The organism is Pararhizobium sp. LjRoot235 (genome assembly GCF_964254145.1).
GTDB lineage: Bacteria > Pseudomonadota > Alphaproteobacteria > Rhizobiales > Rhizobiaceae > Pararhizobium.
This window is the reverse complement of record NZ_CAXUSP020000001.1, coordinates 187,805-206,275: the sequence shown is the minus strand read 5'-3', so window position 1 is coordinate 206,275 and position 18,471 is coordinate 187,805. Positions and strand designations below refer to the sequence as shown.

The following is an 18,471-nucleotide window of genomic DNA, read 5'->3' as shown; positions in this document are numbered from 1 at the left end:
TATGCGAAAAAGCAAGGCGTCCGGCCGAAAACATGTAATCTGAAATCACTTCCGCCGGCGACTTTCGCCCGCTGGTTCAGGCATGCGCGGCGGGGACCGGCGGCGCAGCGCCTTGCCGCTACGCGGCGATCGACGAAAAACGGGTCGGAGCGGCAGAGCCATGAGCAGCGCCATAATGTCTGAGGACAGCATCAAAACACTGGCGCGGCCGAAACGCTGGCATATCCTCGTTTTCCTGCTGCCGGCCTTCATGATCTATTCGGCGGTGATGATCCTGCCGCTGGTGGAGACGCTGCGCCTATCGCTGTTCAACACGGTGGACGGCCAGTCGACCTTCGTCGGCTTTGCCAATTTCCAGGTGCTGTTCGGCGAGGAGCGGTGGGCGGCGGATTTCTGGCGGGCGCTGAAGAACAACTTCATCTTCTTTACCATCCACATGCTGGTCCAGAATCCAGTCGGCATCGCCCTTGCCGCCATGCTGTCGATCCCGAAGCTGAGGCTCGCAACCTTTTACCGCACGGCGATTTTCCTGCCGACGCTGTTGTCCTTCGTCATCGTCGGCTTCATCTGGAAGCTGATCCTGTCGCCGATCTGGGGCATCACGCCGTTTTTCATGGATCTGGTCGGCTTGAAATCCTTCTTCGCGCCCTGGCTCGGCAAGCCCGGCTCGGCGTTGATCGCGGTATCGCTGATCTCCGTCTGGCAGAATATCGGCATTCCGATGATGCTGATCTATGCGGCGCTGCTGAACATCCCGGATGAGGTGATCGAGGCGGCGGAATGCGACGGCGTCACCGGCTGGAGCCAGTTCTGGAAGATCAAGCTGCCGCTGGTGCTGCCGGCGATCGGCATGGTGTCGATCCTCACCTTCGTCGGCAACTTCAATGCCTTCGACCTGATCTATACCGTGCAGGGCGCACTTGCCGGCCCGGACGGATCGACCGACATTCTCGGCACGCTGCTCTACCGCACCTTCTTCGGCTTCCAGCTGCAGCTGGGCGACCGCTCGATGGGCGCGACCATCGCCACCGTGATGTTCCTGATCATCCTTGCCGGCGTGTCGCTTTATCTCTTCGGCATCCAGCGGCGCGTCCGCCGCTACCAGTTCTAAGGGAGAGGACAAATGTCAAAAGCACGCGTATCGCCCCTGCGTTCCGGCTTCGTGCATCTGGCGCTCGCCGGTTACACGGTCATCGCCCTGTTTCCGGTTCTGTTGACGATCGTGAACTCGTTCAAGGACCGGAACGCCATCTTCCGCACGCCGCTCGCGCCGCCGACGGCAAATACCTTCAGCCTTGTCGGTTATGAGACGGTGCTGAAGCAAGGTGATTTCGTCGGCTATTTCCAGAACAGCCTGATCGTCACCGTCGTCTCGATCTTCTTCGTGCTGCTGTTCGGCGCGATGGCGGCCTTCGCGCTGTCCGAATATCGCTTCCGGGGCAATACGATGATGGGGCTTTATCTCGCCATCGGCATCATGATCCCGATCCGCCTTGGGACGGTTGCGATCCTGCAGGGCATGGTCGCAGCCGGTCTGGTGAACACGCTGACGGCGCTGATCCTCGTTTATACCGCGCAAGGTCTGCCGCTTGCCATCTTTATCCTGTCGGAGTTCATGCGAACCGTCTCGGACGATCTGAAGAATGCCGGACGCATCGACGGCCTATCGGAATATGCGATCTTCTTCCGCCTGGTGCTGCCGCTCATCAAACCGGCCATGGCTACGGTCGCGGTCTTTACGATGATCCCGATCTGGAACGATCTCTGGTTCCCGCTGATCCTCGCGCCTGGAGAAACCACCAAGACCGTCACGCTCGGCTCACAGGTCTTCATCGGCCAGTTCGTCACCAACTGGAACGCGGTGCTTGCCGCCCTGTCGCTGGCGATCTTCCCGGTTCTCGTCCTCTATGTCATCTTCTCGCGGCAGCTGATCCGCGGCATTACCGCAGGAGCAGTGAAGTGAGCACCAAGCCCATCCGCGTTCTCGTCGCCGGTCTCGGCAATATGGGCCGCAGTCACGCGCTCGCCTATCACGACAATCCCGGCTTCGAGATCGTTGGCCTCGTCAACCGTTCGAAGGTCGATCTTGTGCCTGAACTTCAGGGCTATCCGATCTATCCGGGCTTCGAAGACGCTTTGAAAGAGCTGAAGCCCGATCTTTGCTCGATCTGCACCTATTCCGACAGCCATGCGGACTATGCGGTGATGGCGTTCGAGGCCGGCTGTGACGTCTTTGTCGAAAAGCCGCTGGCAACGACTGTCGCCGACGCAGAGCGGGTTGTTACAGCGGCGAAGGCAGCCGGCAGGAAACTCATCGTTGGCTATATTCTGCGCCATCACCCCTCCTGGGTGCGACTGATCGCCGAGGCCCGCAAGCTGGGCGGCCCCTATGTCTTCCGAATGAACCTCAATCAGCAATCAAGCGGGCCGACTTGGGCGACCCATAAGGCGCTGATGCAGACGACCTCGCCGATCGTCGATTGCGGCGTGCATTACGTCGATGTCATGTGCCAGATCACCGATGCCAGGGCTGTCGAGGTTCGCGGAATGGGTCTGCGGCTCTCCAGCGAGATCGCGCCGGACATGTACAATTACGGCCATCTGCAGGTTATCTACGAGGATGGTTCTGTCGGCTGGTACGAGGCGGGTTGGGGACCGATGATCTCGGAGACGGCCTTCTTCGTGAAGGATGTGATGTCGCCGAACGGCTCCGTCTCGATCGTCATGGATCCGAAGGCCAAATCCGACGATATTGACACGCACACCAAGACCGCCGTCATTCGTGTCCACAAGGCCGAAACCGGGCCCGACGGCAAGTTCGTTCACAAGGACGAAGACCTGAAAATGGACGGCGAGCCGGGGCATCAGGAACTGTGCGATCTCGAACAGGCCTACGTGCTGAAAGCCATCACCGAAAACATCGACCTGGAACGACACATGGACGATGCCGTCCAGTCGCTGCGCATCTGCCTTGCGGCCGATGAAAGCGTGCGCACCGGCCGTCCCGTTAAACTGTAAAAGAGGGCCTCACGTGGGATCTTTGAATCTGAAATCCATCCGCAAGACCTTCGGCGCCCAGGAAGTTCTCAAGGGCATCGATCTTGAGGTGAAGGACGGCGAGTTCGTCATTTTCGTCGGCCCGTCCGGCTGCGGCAAGTCCACGCTTTTGCGGGTGATCGCCGGTCTGGAGGATGCCACCTCCGGCAGCGTCCAGATCGACGGTCAGGAAGTGATCAACACGCCACCCGCCAAACGCGGCATCGCCATGGTATTCCAGTCCTATGCGCTTTATCCGCACCTGACGGTGAAGGACAATATGGGCCTCGGCCTGAAGCAGATGGGCGCACCAAGGGCCGAAGTTGACGCCAAGGTCGGCAAGGCGTCCTCGATGTTGTCCCTGGAACCTTATCTCGCGCGCCGCCCGGCCGAACTGTCCGGCGGCCAGCGCCAGCGTGTCGCCATCGGCCGCGCCATCGTGCGCGAACCAAAGCTCTTCCTGTTCGACGAGCCGCTGTCGAACCTTGACGCGGCGTTGCGTGTCAACACACGTCTCGAAATCGCTAGGCTTCACCGCAGCCTCAAGGCGACGATGATCTATGTGACGCATGACCAGGTCGAAGCCATGACGCTCGCCGACAAGATCGTCGTGCTCAATGCCGGCCGCATCGAGCAGGTCGGCTCGCCGATGGAGCTTTACAATAAGCCGGCAAACGTCTTCGTTGCCGGTTTCATCGGATCGCCGCAGATGAACTTCATCGAGGCGGGCAAGCTCGGCGACGGCAAGGCCAAAACCATCGGCATCCGGCCCGAGCATATCACGCTGTCGCGTGGGAGCGGCGACTGGAAGGGCAAGGTCATCCATGTCGAGCACCTCGGCGCCGATACCATCCTCTATCTGGAGACCGAGGTTACCGGCCTTCTGACGGTGCGGCTCTTTGGCGAGCACCGCTACGATGTTGATGACGTTGTCTATGCGACGCCGGACAAGGCGGCAATGCATCGTTTCGGCGCCGACGATCGCGTTCTGCGCTGATCTTCAAAATCAGTTTTGCCGAGCGATGGCGGAGGCCGTCGCTCGTTCACGTTTATTTGTACCCGCAGCATTGGCTTGCGCTCCCTCCGGTTTTAACATACATGTCTGTTTGTATAAGTTGATATGGCAGTCCAGAGACTTGTCCGGCGCTCCGTATCTCATTGATATTTTTTGAACTTCCGGCTGCCACCGCCTTCCTCTCGCAAGGAGCTGGTGCGCGCCGGACTTTTTGCATGGAACCCGAAGATGCGGATGAATCGACTGATCTTGACAGCGGCCGTTGCGGGACTCGCTTTGCTTGCCGGATGCCAGAAACAGGAAGAGCAGGCTGCTCCAGCATTTCCTCCGTCCCAGGTCGCCGTCGTGACGACGAAGACCGAAGAACTGCCGATCACCAACGAGCTTCCGGGCCGTATCGCAGCGACCCGTATCGCCGAGGTCCGTCCGCGCGTTACCGGCATCGTCGTCGACCGTATCTTCCAGCAGGGCTCGATGGTCAAGGAAGGTGATGTGCTCTACAAGATCGACCCGGCGCCATTCCAGGTCCAGGTTGACAGCGCCGAGGCGACGCTGGCACGCGCCAAGGCCGTGCAGGTTCAGGCCAGGCAGGCCGCTGACCGTCAGACGCAGTTGCGTAAATCCGGTGCCGCGGCGCTTCAGCAGTATGACGATGCGATCGCGCAACTGGCGCAGGCCGACGCCGATGTCTCTGTTGCCGAAGCCGGCCTGGCGAGCGCCAAACTGAACCTGCAATATGCGAGCGTCACCGCGCCGATCAATGGCCGGATCGGGCGTGCACTCATCACCGAGGGAGCGCTGGTCAGTGCCAATGGCACGGAAAACCTGGCAACGATCCAGCAACTGGACCCCGTCTATGCCGACTTCACGCAGCCGGCGACCGATCTGATCCGCCTGCGCAGAGCGCTGCAGGATGGTCAGTTGATGACGGCAAAAAATGAAGCGGCGGTAAAGCTGATCCTCGATGACGGTACGCCCTATGATCAGAAGGGCAAGTTGCTCTTCTCGGAAGCCGCCGTCGATGAGACGACCGGGCAGGTGACGCTGCGGGGCGAGTTCCCCAACCCGGATGGTGATCTGCTGCCGGGCATGTATGTCCGTGTGCAGATCCAGCAGGGTGTCGAAAAGAACGCGATCGCCATCCCGCAGCAGGCTGTCCAGCGCAGCAATAGCGGCCAGTCGCAGGTTTATGTCGTGAATGCCGAGAACAAGGTGGAATTCCGCAACATCACGCTTGGCCGCACCGTCGGCAATCGCTGGATGGTGACCAATGGCCTGAAAACCGGCGAAAAGGTGATTGTCGAAGGCTTCCAGAAGATCGGCCCCGGAGCGGAGGTCGTTCCGGCCGAGTGGGATCCGAACGGCAAGCCTGCCGGCGAGGCTGCGGCGGCTCAGTCGGCGCAGGCGGAGGGCGCAAAGCCCGCCACCGAGCAGAAGTGAGGACTGCACCATGCCAAGTTTCTTCATAGACAGGCCGATTTTTGCGTGGGTAGTTGCGATCTTCATCATGGTGGCCGGCGCCATCGCCATCCCGCAGCTTCCCATCTCGCAATATCCGGACGTGGCGCCGCCGCAGATTTCCGTCACAGCCACCTATCCCGGCGCATCGTCGCAGGACACATACCAGAGCGTCACGCGCCTCATCGAAGACGAGTTGAACGGAGTTGACGGGCTTCTCTATTTCGAATCCACGTCAAGCGCTCAAGGATCGAGCGAAATCAATGTCACCTTCGAGCCGGGCACTGACCCGGCGCAGGCGGCCGTCGATGTGCAGAACCGCGTGCGCCGGGTCGAAGCGCGGCTGCCCGATAGTGTCAAGCAACAGGGCGTGCAGGTCGATGAAGCCGGCTCCGGCTTCCTCCTGATCATTGCGCTGACCTCCACTGACGGTTCGATGGATGCCATCGGCCTTGGCGATTACCTGAACCGGAACGTGCTGAGCGAAGTCCAGCGCGTTCCGGGTGTCGGTCGTGCCCAACTCTTTGCCACGCAACGGTCGATGCGCGTCTGGCTCGATCCGGACAGGATGCTCGGCCTGAACCTGACCGCGCAAGACGTAACGACGGCGATCGGCGCGCAGAACGCCCAGGTCGCGGCCGGCTCGATCGGTGCGCAGCCGAACCCGATCACCCAGCAGATCGCAGCGCCCGTGATCATCAAGGGCCAGCTGTCGTCGCCGGAAGAGTTCGGCGCCATCGTACTTCGCGCCAATCCGGATGGTTCGGCCGTCCGCCTGCGCGACGTAGCGCGACTCGAGGTGGGCGGCGAAAGCTATTCCTTCTCGACCCGCCTCAACGGAAAGCCTTCGGCCGCCATCGGCGTTCAGCTCTCTCCGACCGGCAATGCCATGGAGACATCTGCGGCGATCAAGGCGCGCATGGACGAGCTTTCCGCCTATTTCCCGAACGGGCTGGAATATTCGATCCCTTACGATACCTCACCTTTCGTCAAGGTCTCGATCGAGAAGGTGCTGCACACGCTGCTCGAAGCGGTCGGCCTCGTCTTCCTGGTGATGTTCCTGTTCCTGCAGAACATCCGCTATACGATCATCCCGACCATCGTCGTTCCCGTAGCCCTGCTCGGCACCTGTGCCGTGATGTATTTCATGGGCTTCTCGATCAACGTCTTGACCATGTTCGGCATGGTGCTGGCGATCGGCATTCTCGTCGATGACGCGATCATCGTTGTTGAAAATGTCGAACGCATCATGTCGCAAGAGGGGTTGACGCCGCGCGAAGCAACCCGCAAGGCGATGAAGCAGATCACCGGCGCCGTCATTGGCATCACGCTGGTTCTGGCTTCGGTCTTCATCCCGATGGCCTTCTTCCCGGGCGCTGTCGGTGTCATCTATCGCCAGTTCTCGCTGACGATGGTGGTGTCGATCCTGTTCTCGGCGCTGCTTGCCCTGTCGCTGACGCCGGCGCTTTGCGCCAGCTTCCTGAAGCAGGTGCCCAAGGGCCATCATCATGCGAAGACCGGTTTCTTCGGTTGGTTCAACCGCCTGTTCGACCGCACTTCGCATCGCTACAGCGGCTCCGTGTCATGGCTCACCCGCCGAACCCGCCGCTTCATGATCATCTATCTGGCCGTGCTGGTCGGTCTCGGCTATCTGTTCCTCAAGTTGCCGTCCTCCTTCCTGCCGGATGAGGACCAGGGCTACGTCATCGTCATGATGCAGCTCCCGTCGGAAGCGACAGGACACCGCACCGATGAGGTGATCCAGCAGACCGAAGACATCTTCAGCAAGGAACAGGGTGTCGATCGTATCGTCGCGATCAACGGCTTCTCCTTCTTCGGCGCAGGGCAGAACGCGGCGCTTGCTTTCGTCACGCTCAAGGACTGGGCGGAGCGCGGTCCGGAAAATGCGGCACAGGCGATCGCCGGCCGCGCCAGCATGGCGATGAGCCAGATCAAGGACGCGATCAGCTTTGCGCTGTCGCCGCCGCCGATCCAGGGTCTCGGCACGACGGGCGGTTTCTCCTTCCGCCTGCAGGATCGCGGTGGTCTCGGCGAGGCAGCACTCGCGCAGGCGCGAGACCAGCTGCTCGGTCTCGCGGCCCAAAGTCCGGTCGTTGCCGGCGTGCGCTTCGAGGGCATGCCGGACGCAGCACAGGCGAACGTGATCATCGACCGCGAGAAGGCCAATACCTTCGGCGTCACCTTCGCGGATATCAATGCGACGATCTCGACCAACCTCGGCTCGACCTATGTCAACGACTTCCCGAATGCTGGCCGCATGCAGCGCGTGACAGTGCAGGCAGACGAGAACAAGCGCATGCAGACGGCCGACTTGCTCAATCTCAACGTTCGCAACTCCAGTGGCGGCATGGTGCCGATCTCTTCCTTCGCGACTGTCGAATGGGTGAAGGCGCCGACGCAGACCGTGGGCTACAATGGCTATCCGGCGGTGCGCGTCAGCGGCGATACCAAGCCGGGTTACTCCTCGGGTGATGCGATTGCCGAGATGCAGAATCTCATCAAGCAACTCCCGGCCGGTTTCGGCTATGAATGGACCGGGCAGTCGCTGCAGGAGATCCAGTCGGGTTCGCAGGCGCCGATCCTGATCGCGCTCTCCTGCCTTCTGGTGTTCCTGTGCCTGGCGGCGCTGTATGAAAGCTGGTCGATCCCGGTCTCGGTGATCATGGTGGTGCCGCTCGGCGTCATCGGCGCGGTCCTCGCCGTCACGCTGCGCGACATGTCGAATGACGTCTACTTCAAGGTGGGCCTGATCGCGATCATCGGCCTTTCGGCGAAGAACGCGATCCTGATCATCGAGTTCGCCAAGGAGCAGATGCAAGCCGGCAAATCGCTGCTGGAAGCGACGATCGAGGCATCGCATCTGCGCTTCCGGCCGATCCTGATGACCTCGCTCGCCTTCACGCTCGGCGTTCTGCCGCTGGCGATCGCCACTGGCGCAAGCTCGGGCAGCCAGCGCGCTATCGGCACCGGCGTCATGGGAGGCATGATCTCGGCGACGGTTCTGGCAATTTTCTTCGTGCCGATCTTCTTCGTCTTCGTGATGAAGCTGTTCGGGCGGGTGAAGGCAAAGCCGATCGAGCAGGCACCCGAGACAGTAGCAACACCAGGCGAATGAGAGAGAGCCCGCCGTCGCGGGCTTTTTCTTTTGAAAGGGCAGATATGCGGAGAACCAAGGCCGAGGCGGAAGAAACGCGCAACAATATCCTCAGCGCGGCCGAGCGGCTTTTCTATGAAAAGGGCGTCTCCAACGCGACGCTCGAGGATGTTGCCCGGGCGGCCGGCGTCACGCGCGGTGCTATCTACTGGCATTTTTCCAACAAGACCGATCTGTTCCTGGCGCTCTATAATTCCGTGCAAATGCCGCAAGAGGACATGCTCGCCCGCGAGATCGAAGAACACGGGTCCGATGTGCTCGGCAATATCGAGAAATTGACAGTCGACTGGCTGGACGAACTGGCAAGCGACGAGCATCGCCAGCGCATCTTCACCATTCTTCTGCGCTGCGACTATAGCGAAGATCTCATGCCTGTGCTGGAGCGCCAGCAGGAGGTCGATGACAGGCACGCCGCCTTGCTCGAAAACGCCTTCGCCAAGGCAAGCAGAGAGGGTTATCTCGATGCAAATTGGACGCCGCAATCGGCGACCAAGGCACTTTGGTGGATGATGGGCGGACTCTGCAGCGAATGGCTTCTCTTCGGACGCCGCTTCGATCTGGCGGCCGAAGGCAAAGAGGGATTGGAGCGGATGTTCAACGGCTTCCGGCGGGTCCGGTCAGCCATCGACATGGCCACTTCAGCCGATCTCCAACCGACGGCCTAGCGGAACACCACGGTCTTGTGCCCGTTGAGCATGACGCGGTCTTCCAGATGCAACTTAACCGCGCGAGCAAGAACCCGGCTTTCGATGTCGCGGCCCGCTGCAACGAAATCCTCCGCGCCCATCGCATGTGTCACGCGCTCGGTTTCCTGCTCGATGATCGGGCCTTCATCGAGATCCGGCGTGACGTAATGGGCCGTGGCGCCGATCAGCTTGACGCCGCGCTCATGCGCCTGATGATAGGGCTTGGCGCCCTTGAAGCTCGGCAGGAACGAGTGGTGGATATTAATCGCCTTGCCATAGAGTCGTTTCGAAAGGTTGTCGGAAAAGACCTGCATATAGCGGGCGAGGATGACGAGATCAGCGCCGGTTTCCTGAACGAGTTGCAGGAGCTTCTCTTCCTTTTCCGCCTTGTTTTCCTTGTTCACCGGCCAGCAGTAGAATGGTATTCCCTCCAGTTCCGCCGTGCGCTGGCTGTCGTTGTGGTTGGAAACGACCGCGACCACCTCGGCATTCAGCCAACCGACGCGGATCTGATAGATGAGGTGCAGCAGCGCGTGATCGAACTTGGAGACGAGAATGAGGATGCGCGGCTTGCGGCCGCCATCGGTGATGCTCACCTTCATGCCGAAGCGGTCGATCGGCGCCTTCAGGGCCCGCTCCAGATCATCCCGCAAGACACCGACCGGCACCTGGAAGGCAATCCGCATGAAGAAGCGGTTCGTCTGCCTGTCCCAGAACTGGTTGCTCTCGGCAATATTGGCACCGGCGGCGGAAAGCGCCGTCGTCACGGCAGCGACGATGCCGGGTCTATCGTCACAGCACAGGGTGAGAATGAAAGTCTGAAGCGTCATGATTTCCTCCAAATCGACGTGTGGTCCGGAGGGATCGAGGTCGGTTCCACCCGGAGGTACACGCCGGTATCGCCGGATGGCCACGGCGGCAACCGTTTCACGGTGCCGGCGGCCAAGTTTCTATCATCCTGAGGGGAGGGCGGGTTGATTGCTGAAATGATGGCTGGAAATGCAAGAATCATAGCGCGAGAACTGCCAGACCATGACAGGATTCTCGCGTGCTTGATCTTGGCGCAAGCATCAAGGCCGGCGTCCACCGCGAAGGCGCGCTGGACCGCGCACATGCGGCTTGCTCTCTCAGTGCGCCTCGTCCCAGTTATGAGCGGCCCGGGCATCGACCTTCAGCGGCACTTTCATGTCGAGCGCCGGCATCGCAGCATTCTCCATGACCGAGACGATGAGCGGGATCGAACGTTCGACATCGTCATCCTCGACCTCGAAGATCAATTCGTCATGCACCTGCAGCAGCATGCGCACGCGCTCGGATAGGCCCGCCTTTTCCAGCGCCGGCTCCATCTTGATCATCGCCCGGCGAATGATGTCGGCGGCCGAGCCCTGGATCGGCGCGTTGATCGCGGCGCGCTCGTTGAAGGCGCGGTGCGAGGGATTGGACGAGCGAATATCCGGATAATGCGCCCGACGGCCGAAGATGGTTTCGACATAGCCATTCTCGCGGGCAAAGGCCTTGGTGCTTTCCATGTAGTCGCGGATGCCCGGGAAGCGCTCGAAATATTTCTTGATGTAATCGCCTGCTTCCGAGCGCTCGATCGACAGCTGGTTGGCAAGGCCGAAGGCGGAGATGCCGTAAATGATGCCGAAGTTGATCGCCTTGGCGCGGCGGCGGATCTCGCTCGGCATGCCCTCGACCGGCACGCCGAACATTTCCGACGCAGTCATCGCATGAATGTCGATGCCGTCGGAAAAGGCCTGCTTCAGTTGCGGTATTTCGGCCACGTGGGCAAGCACCCTGAGCTCGATCTGGCTGTAGTCGGCCGAAACCAGCTTGTGTCCCGGCGTCGAGATGAAGGCGGTGCGGATCTTTCGGCCCTCGGCGGTGCGTACCGGAATGTTCTGCAGGTTGGGATCCGACGAGGAAAGCCGGCCCGTGGTTGTCGCGGCCAGCGCATAGGACGTGTGCACCCGTTTCGTTTCCGGATGGACGAAGCCGGGGAGCGCATCGGTATAGGTGGATTTGAGCTTGGTCACTTGCCGCCAGTCGACGATCTTGCGCGGCAGTTCATGGCCGGCTGCGGCCAGATCCTCCAGCACCGATGCGGAGGTCGACCACTGTCCGGTCTTGGTCTTGGCGCCGCCGGGCAGGCCGAGGCGGCCGAACAGGATATCGCCGAGCTGTTTCGGCGATCCGATGTTGAAGCTTTCGCCGACCAAGCCATAGATCTCGTGTTCGAGGGCGGCGGCACCCTGGGCAAGCTCGCCCGAAAGCCGCGACAGGATCTGCCGGTCGATGGTGATGCCGCGCTCCTCCATCCGTGACAGCACTGGCACGAGTGGCCGTTCGAGCCGCTCATAGACCGTGTTGAGATTCTTGGCGGCAAGACGGGGCTTCAGCACCTGCCACAGCCGCAACGTCACGTCGGCGTCTTCCGCGGCATAGGCCGTTGCCTTGTCGATATCGACATAGTCGAAGCCGAGCGCGGATTTGCCGCTGCCTGCTACATCCTTGTAGGGGATTGGCTGGTGGTTGAGCCATTTTTCCGACAGCGAATCCATCCCGTGGGCACCGGCGCCCGCATCGACCACATAGGACATCAGCATCGTATCGTCGAAGCTGGCAATGGTGATGCCATGGCGGCGCGCCACGAGGTAGTCGTATTTGAGGTTCTGCGCCACCTTCAGGACCGATGGATCCTCCAGCAGGTCCTTCAGCCGTTCGAGGGCAACCGCCGCCGGGATCTGATCTGGCGCCAGCTTCACGCCGTCGCTGAAAAGATCGTTGCCGCCCGTCTTGTGAAGCATCGGTACGTAGGCAGCGCGAATGCCGGTGCCGGTCGGGTTCCTGCTGTTGTCGGCGATCGCCAGCGAGAAGCCGACAAGCTCTGCCTGCATGGCGTCAAGCGAGGTCGTCTCGGTGTCGAAGGCAACGATGCCGGTCTCGCGCGCCATGGCAATCCAGGTATCGAGCATCGCGATGTCGCGGATCGTCACATAGGCGCTGCGGTCGATTTTTGCGGTGGCAAAGGCTTGCGCGCGGAACTGAGCAAGGTCTCGGGGTGTCGCGGTCGGAAGCTCCACTGTCTTTGCGGCAGCAAGGGTGGTGGCCGCTTCGGCGGCGCTGCCGAGCGCCGGCGATGTTGCCGAGGACAGCTCGGACGGCGGCGGTGGCGGCAAAAGCTCGCCCTTGTCGAGATCGGGTCCATGGGCTGTCGCACCCCATTCGACCGGCACGGTCGCGGCTTCCACCGCATCCGCATCGGTTTCGGTCGCGGCTGCGACGCGACGCGTCAGCGCGTTGAATTCCATCGCCTTGAGGAAGGCAATAAGCTTTGGTCCGTCCTGAGTATGAAGTTCGAAGTTCTCAAGCGAAACCTCGATCGGTGTGTCGGTTTTCAGCATGACCAGCTGGCGTGACAGGCGGGCAAGCTCGGCATTGGCAAGGATGTTCTCGCGGCGCTTCTGTTGCTTGATCTCGCCGGCACGGGCAAGCAGCGTGTCGAGATCGCCGAATTCCTCCAGAAGCTGCGCCGCCGTCTTTGGGCCGATGCCGGGGATGCCGGGCACGTTGTCGGTCGAATCACCGGTCATCGCCTGCAGGTCGATCATCTTTTCCGGCGGCACGCCCCACTTCTCGATCACGTCCGGTATCGAGATCTGCTTGTCCTTCATGCTGTCGTACATCGACACATTGGCCGTCACGAGCTGCATCAGGTCCTTGTCGGAGGAGATGATCGTCACATTCGCGCCGGCCGCCTCGGCCATCCGCGCGTAAGTGGCGATCAGGTCGTCGGCCTCGAAGCCTTCCTGCTCGATGCAGGGCAGGTTGAAGGCGCGCGTCGCATGGCGGATCAGCCCGAATTGCGGGATCAGGTCTTCCGGCGGTGCAGTGCGGTTTGCCTTGTACTGGTCGTAGAGTTCATTGCGGAAGGTTTTCGAGGAATAATCGAAAATCACCGCGAAATGGGTCGGCGTCACCCCGACGGAGGTATCGCGCGCGTCGGTCAGGAGCTTCCACAGCATGTTGCAGAAACCGGAAACCGCGTTAACCGGCAGGCCGTCCGATTTGCGGTTGAGTGGTGGGATGGCGTGGAACGCCCGGAAAATGAATCCGGAGCCGTCGACGAGGAAGAGATGATCACCTTTTTTCATGGCGACAAGGGATAGCGCGGGCCGTGATGGGCGTCCATATTCATTCCGGAGCGGCGTGGAATTTTATCGCCCTGGGAAAATTGAGGGCCCTCACGGCAGCATTACCAATTTGTAATGCCGACCACCCCCTTGAGTCCTTGAAAAGCCACATTTCATACCACAAATCATAGACAGCGGCATTTTGAATACGCCGTCGTCTGGCTAGAGGCCTGTCCCCCGCCGAAGCCAGATTTTTAGGACAAAGGCCTATCCCCCTCTCCGGGCCTTTGTCCGAACTATGACAAGACCGCCGTGGCTCCGCCTCCGCCATGGCGGTTTTTGTTTTTCTGCCGGTAGAATCGCGTCCCTGTAAAATTATGCCGGCCAATGTCCATCGCGTGCAATGTAACTTGTGTTCCAGCTTGGTGAGAGTTACCCATATTCATGGCCTTCGACCGGATGGATTCTGCGACATACTTGGCTAGCCTCCTGGCAAAGAGCTTCTCGCGCGCCTTGCAGGAGAGAGGCCAGAAGCTCGGCTTCGCGCCAGGCCAGTTTCCCGTTCTTCTGGAGCTTTGGAGCGAAGAGGGTATCACCCAGAAGCAACTCCTCGATCGTCTCGACATCGAGCAGGCGACGATGGCCAATACTTTGGCCCGGATGGAGCGCGACGGCCTGATTCTTCGCAAGAAACACCCGGCCGACAAACGTGCCCAGCAGGTTTTCCTGACGGACAAGGCGCGGGCGATGGAAGCGGACGCGAAGGCGGCGGCTCTTGCGGCAGACCAGTCGCACTTCTCCGGCTTTCGTCATTTCGAGCGGGAGCTGATGCTCGAATATATGCGCAAGGCGATTGCCAACGGCGCGCGTAGCTGAAGGATCGCCCCGTCGCTGGCCATGATTGAACGATCAAAATATTTTGCTTAAAGCCATCGCGATCTTTGTCTAGGTTCCGCCCGCACAACAAGGATTCGGACATGGCAGACACGGCTAGCATTCTCACCCGCTCTGACGACAATCTCTCCAAGAGCCTGGAACGGCTTTTCGATCTGGTGCGGATCCAGTCGATCTCCACCGATCCGGCCTTCAAGGCGGAATGCCGAAAGGCGGCGGAATGGCTTGTTGCCGAACTGATCGGCCTCGGCTTCGAGGCCTCGGTGCGTGACACGCCCGGTCATCCGATGGTGGTCGCCCATCACGCGGCCGGCAAAGAGGGCGCGCCGCACGTGCTGTTCTACGGCCATTACGACGTCCAGCCGGTTGATCCGCTCAACCTCTGGGACACGGCGCCGTTCGAGCCGGCGATCAAGGAACTGGACGGTGGCCGCAAGGTCATCACCGGCCGCGGGACGGCCGACGACAAGGGTCAGTTGATGACCTTCGTCGAAGCCTGCCGCGCCTATAAGGAAATCAACGGCGCACTGCCCTGTGAAGTCACCATCCTGTTCGAGGGTGAGGAGGAATCCGGCTCACCATCGCTGAAGCCGTTCCTCGAAGCCAATGCCGCCGAGCTGAAGGCCGACTATGCGCTGGTCTGCGATACCAATATGTGGGACCGCGACACGCCGGCGATCTCCGCCGGCCTGCGCGGCCTGGTCGGCGAGGAGATCGTCATCACCGCTGCCGACCGCGACCTGCATTCCGGTTACTTCGGTGGCGCTGCGGCCAATCCGATCCATATCCTCGCCAATATTCTCGCCGGCCTTCACGACGAGACCGGCCGCGTCACGCTCGATGGTTTCTACGAGGGTGTCGAGGAAACGCCGTCGCAGATCAAGGCGGCCTGGGAAACGCTGGGCATGACGACGGAAAAATTCCTCGGCGAGATCGGCCTTGCCATTCCCTCCGGAGAAAAGGGTCGCTCCGTCATGGAACTGACCTGGGCCCGGCCGACGGCGGAAGTGAACGGCATCTGGGGCGGTTATACCGGCGAAGGCTTCAAGACGGTGATTGCGGCGCAGGCGTTCGCCAAGGTCTCGTTCCGTCTGGTCGGCACCCAGGATCCCGACAAGATTCGCGCGGCCTTCCGCGCCTATGTCGCGTCGAAAATCCCGGCGGATTGCTCGGTCGAATTCCACAAGCACGGCGGCTCGCCGGCAATCCAGCTTCCCTATGATTCAGCCCTGCTCAATACGGCGAAATCGGCCCTGTCCGACGAATGGCCGAAACCTGCCGTGTTGATCGGCATGGGCGGATCGATTCCGATCGTTGGCGATTTCCAGACGATGCTCGGGATGGAATCGCTGCTGGTCGGCTTTGGCCTCTCGGACGACCGCATCCACTCGCCGAACGAGAAATACGAGCTGCAGTCCTTCCACAAGGGCATCCGCTCGTGGATCCGGATTCTCGCCGCGCTCGCCCGCTGATACATATGTCCTTGAAACGTGCCACGGCTTCGACGCGGGGCAGTTTCAAGCGAGACTGTTAACCGTTAGCGCCCTTGACCGGATTGGCCGGGGGTGTTCTCATTACCAAGATGATATTTCGCTGCAGCCCCCAAGAATCCCGACCTCATGAAACTGGTGCGTAAACTCGCCTGGCCTGTCGTCGGGCTGGCCGCGATCCTGTTTTCTCTCTACGGCCTCTACCACGAACTGCATGGCCTTTCGGCCCATGATTTCGTCGAAAGCCTGAAAGCGGTGTCCGTCGAGGGTTGGGTATTGTCCGGTTGCTCGACACTCGCAGCCTATGCCGCATTGGCAGCCTATGATCACCTGGCGCTGGAACATCTCGGCCACAGGATTTCGCTTTGGTTCATCACCGTCTGTTCTTTCACTGCCTATGCGTTGTCGCACACGGTGGGTGCATCGGTATTTTCCGGCGCGGTGGTGCGCTTTCGCGCCTATGGATCGAAGGGTCTTTCGGCCGCCGAAACCGCCGTTCTCGTCGCCTTCTGTTCCGTCACGTTCCTGCTCGGAACGCTGATGCTGTCCGCCATCGTGCTTTTGATCGAGCCGGAGATCACCGCTCGCTTCGCCGCGTTCCTGCCGATCGGTGCGTCGATCTCGATCGGATTGATCATTCTCGCGCTGATCACGCTTTACGTTGTCGGCAGCCTTGTCGGCTTCCGGCCCTTGAAAACTCGCTGGTTTTGGCTGGAATATCCCAAACCCTCGCTGGCGCTCAGGCAATTGCTGATCGCCCCGGTCGAATTGATCGCGGCAGCGGCGATCATCTACTTCGCTCTGCCAGAGGCCGGAAATCCCGGCTACATGGTCGTTCTCGGCGTTTTTCTTGCCTCCTTCTCGGCCGCACTTTTGTCGCATGCTCCAGGTGGGCTCGGCGTGCTGGAACTGGTCTTCATCGCCGGCCTGCCGGAAATGGATCCCGCGGGCGTTCTGGCGGCACTTGCCATTTTCCGCCTGTTCTATCTGATCGTGCCCTTTCTGATCGCGCTCCTTGTCGTGATTGTTTTCGAGCATTCGCAGTTCCTGGCCGGCAGGCAGGCGGAGCGAAAGCATGACGAATAGAGTGTCGTCTCATGAGGGTGGATAACAAACCTTCGGCAGGGCCTTTTCCAGCGTACCACCAACGTCTTCGAGTTCGGCGCTCTCGATATGGAGCGGCGCAAACGGCGGCTCCTGGTTCGCGGCATTGACGATGCGGGTAATATAGCAGCCGGCAAAAATACGCTCCTTGCCGCCCTTCTCCGTCGATTTAATCGCCACCGGCACCGGCGTGTAGATGCTTCCTGCAGCGCCTTCGGGCGTTACTGCACCCGTTATCACCTGAACATCCACCGTCTTTGCATAGCCTAGAACAAAGGATTGATAGTCGCCGAAGGGTTTCCGGTCCGCGAAATAGCTGTAGGCACGGGCATATTCCTTGCGATTGATCGCATTGTAGAGCGAGCGGATTAACGCCGGCCCATCGGAGCGGTCGTCGAGATAGGCGTCCCTGTCCTGCGACGTTGCACTGAGGCAGGACGCGGTCAGCGCGGTCGCGGTCATCAGGGAGGTAAGGATTTTCATCGCATTGCTCCTGTCGTTCAGGGAGTTTCAATGCGGATAAGGCGATTTGAAGGTCGCGGCCCTTTTTGTGAAGGACAGATGCGCAGCCAAGTCGAGAAAAACAAAAAGGCCGGGAAAACCCGACCTTTCACAACGCGCTTCGACACACCTGCCAGTACATCCGTGGTCAACCGCGGAAGCGCATTTCTCCGGCGCGGATGATCGCGCCAGATTGGTATTAGGCAGCCTGGAGGCTATCCGCCGACATCTTGCCGGACTTGCGGTCACGAACCAGCTCGAAGCTGATCTTCTGACCGTCGTTGAGGCTGCGCATGCCAGCGCGTTCAACAGCAGAAATGTGGACGAAAACGTCCTGGCTGCCGTCGTCAGGCTGAATGAAGCCGAAGCCCTTGGTGGAATTAAACCATTTTACTGTGCCAGTGGCCATAACGATCCCTTTCTCTAGCAAATTGTAGTGAACCAAGCCGTGATATTACAGCGAGGCTTGATGTTCGAATCTGAAGGAAAGTTCGTCCGATTGCGCTCTATGTCGCAAAAACCAAAGTCATCTAACAAATATCGACCAAAGCTCAGATAGGTTACCGGGACTGTGCAGTCAAGTTTTATTATTTTTAATTTGCAATGGTCGTTGTTTTCATTCGGGTTTATGCGTCTGGATCGGAGATCCACAGAGTTTAATTTCGCACAGACGTGGCCGTTGATACGGCGGTGTTCTGAAAACGCCGGGCGTGCTGGTGTTTTTTGGTCCCGCCCGAATTGAATTCTCTGCGCCCCGCATCATTTTCCTCCTATCGCCGAATTCTAGGGAGGGAATAACCATGTCGAAAGTCGTGATTGCCGTTGCCTGCCTGTCCTTGTTCATGCTCGCCGGATGCGGCAACACGGCGCGCGGTTTGAAACAGGACGGCGTGCAAACCAGCAACGCCTTGGACAACGCGACACACCGGGTTGCGCGCGCGAACGCGAACTGACGAATCTGAGGAAATCGGCGGTGCGG

At 60.3% G+C, this 18,471-nt stretch carries 15 protein-coding genes; 11 read left to right on the top strand and 4 right to left on the bottom strand.

The features are described 5' to 3' along the window. Window positions 1-160 precede the first annotated feature (160 nt). The 7 genes from ACSQ2Z_RS01025 to ACSQ2Z_RS00995 all read left to right on the top strand — a co-directional run bounded on the left by ACSQ2Z_RS01025 (window position 161) and on the right by ACSQ2Z_RS00995 (window position 9,349). Window positions 161-1,111: a carbohydrate ABC transporter permease gene (locus ACSQ2Z_RS01025; protein ID WP_436079503.1), complete on the top strand. Its 951-nt coding sequence runs from the start codon at window positions 161-163 to the stop codon at window positions 1,109-1,111. 12 nt (window positions 1,112-1,123) lie between these two features. Then, on the top strand, window positions 1,124-1,963 hold the full coding sequence (locus tag ACSQ2Z_RS01020) for a carbohydrate ABC transporter permease (RefSeq protein WP_436079502.1): 840 nt from the start codon (window positions 1,124-1,126) through the stop codon (window positions 1,961-1,963). Further along, window positions 1,960-3,018, top strand: a complete 1,059-nt coding sequence (locus ACSQ2Z_RS01015) for a Gfo/Idh/MocA family protein (protein ID WP_436079501.1) — start codon at window positions 1,960-1,962, stop codon at window positions 3,016-3,018. Before ACSQ2Z_RS01020 ends, ACSQ2Z_RS01015 begins: the two co-directional genes overlap by 4 nt. Window positions 3,019-3,031: 13 nt before the next feature. After that, window positions 3,032-4,033, top strand: coding sequence for an ABC transporter ATP-binding protein (locus ACSQ2Z_RS01010; RefSeq protein WP_436079500.1), 1,002 nt, complete (start codon window positions 3,032-3,034; stop codon window positions 4,031-4,033). Window positions 4,034-4,279: 246 nt separating this feature from the next. Beyond that, complete coding sequence (locus tag ACSQ2Z_RS01005) at window positions 4,280-5,491, top strand: efflux RND transporter periplasmic adaptor subunit (RefSeq protein WP_436079499.1); 1,212 nt, start codon at window positions 4,280-4,282, stop codon at window positions 5,489-5,491. A 10-nt stretch (window positions 5,492-5,501) separates the two neighbouring features. Further along, on the top strand, window positions 5,502-8,645 hold the full coding sequence (locus tag ACSQ2Z_RS01000; RefSeq protein WP_436079498.1) for a multidrug efflux RND transporter permease subunit: 3,144 nt from the start codon (window positions 5,502-5,504) through the stop codon (window positions 8,643-8,645). Window positions 8,646-8,689: 44 nt separating this feature from the next. Next, window positions 8,690-9,349, top strand: coding sequence for a TetR family transcriptional regulator (locus tag ACSQ2Z_RS00995; protein WP_436079497.1), 660 nt, complete (start codon window positions 8,690-8,692; stop codon window positions 9,347-9,349). Here ACSQ2Z_RS00995 and purU read toward each other — a convergent pair. Together purU and polA are read right to left on the bottom strand one after the other, a co-directional pair. Continuing rightward, window positions 9,346-10,200 (bottom strand): formyltetrahydrofolate deformylase, encoded by an 855-nt coding sequence (purU, locus tag ACSQ2Z_RS00990; RefSeq protein WP_436079496.1) that lies wholly within the window; start codon window positions 10,198-10,200, stop codon window positions 9,346-9,348. The two genes, ACSQ2Z_RS00995 and purU, sit on opposite strands and share 4 nt — an antisense overlap. Before the next feature lie 297 nt (window positions 10,201-10,497). Next, complete coding sequence (gene polA / locus ACSQ2Z_RS00985; RefSeq protein WP_436079495.1) at window positions 10,498-13,524, bottom strand: DNA polymerase I; 3,027 nt, start codon at window positions 13,522-13,524, stop codon at window positions 10,498-10,500. Window positions 13,525-13,947: 423 nt separating this feature from the next. Here polA and ACSQ2Z_RS00980 point away from each other — a divergent pair, with 423 nt between their 5' ends. From ACSQ2Z_RS00980 to ACSQ2Z_RS00970, 3 genes are all read left to right on the top strand, one after another. Next, complete coding sequence (locus ACSQ2Z_RS00980) at window positions 13,948-14,379, top strand: MarR family winged helix-turn-helix transcriptional regulator (protein ID WP_436079494.1); 432 nt, start codon at window positions 13,948-13,950, stop codon at window positions 14,377-14,379. A gap of 101 nt (window positions 14,380-14,480) precedes the next feature. Continuing rightward, window positions 14,481-15,869, top strand: a complete 1,389-nt coding sequence (locus ACSQ2Z_RS00975; RefSeq protein WP_436079493.1) for a M20/M25/M40 family metallo-hydrolase — start codon at window positions 14,481-14,483, stop codon at window positions 15,867-15,869. Between the two features lie 147 nt (window positions 15,870-16,016). Beyond that, entirely contained in the window at window positions 16,017-16,973 is a 957-nt protein-coding gene (locus ACSQ2Z_RS00970) for a lysylphosphatidylglycerol synthase domain-containing protein (RefSeq protein ID WP_436079492.1), read from the top strand. Window positions 16,974-16,982: 9 nt separating this feature from the next. Here the strand turns inward: ACSQ2Z_RS00970 and ACSQ2Z_RS00965 are convergent, their stop codons facing one another. Both ACSQ2Z_RS00965 and ACSQ2Z_RS00960 read right to left on the bottom strand, forming a co-directional pair. Beyond that, window positions 16,983-17,474 carry a hypothetical protein gene (locus tag ACSQ2Z_RS00965; protein ID WP_436079491.1) on the bottom strand — a complete coding sequence of 164 codons (492 nt, stop codon included), beginning with the start codon at window positions 17,472-17,474 and terminating at the stop codon, window positions 16,983-16,985. A gap of 217 nt (window positions 17,475-17,691) precedes the next feature. Continuing rightward, on the bottom strand, window positions 17,692-17,901 hold the full coding sequence (locus tag ACSQ2Z_RS00960; RefSeq protein WP_018326575.1) for a cold-shock protein: 210 nt from the start codon (window positions 17,899-17,901) through the stop codon (window positions 17,692-17,694). Window positions 17,902-18,292: 391 nt separating this feature from the next. Between ACSQ2Z_RS00960 and ACSQ2Z_RS00955 the strand changes: the two genes are divergently transcribed. Continuing rightward, window positions 18,293-18,445 (top strand): entericidin, encoded by a 153-nt coding sequence (locus tag ACSQ2Z_RS00955; protein WP_436079490.1) that lies wholly within the window; start codon window positions 18,293-18,295, stop codon window positions 18,443-18,445. Window positions 18,446-18,471: the final 26 nt, after the last annotated feature.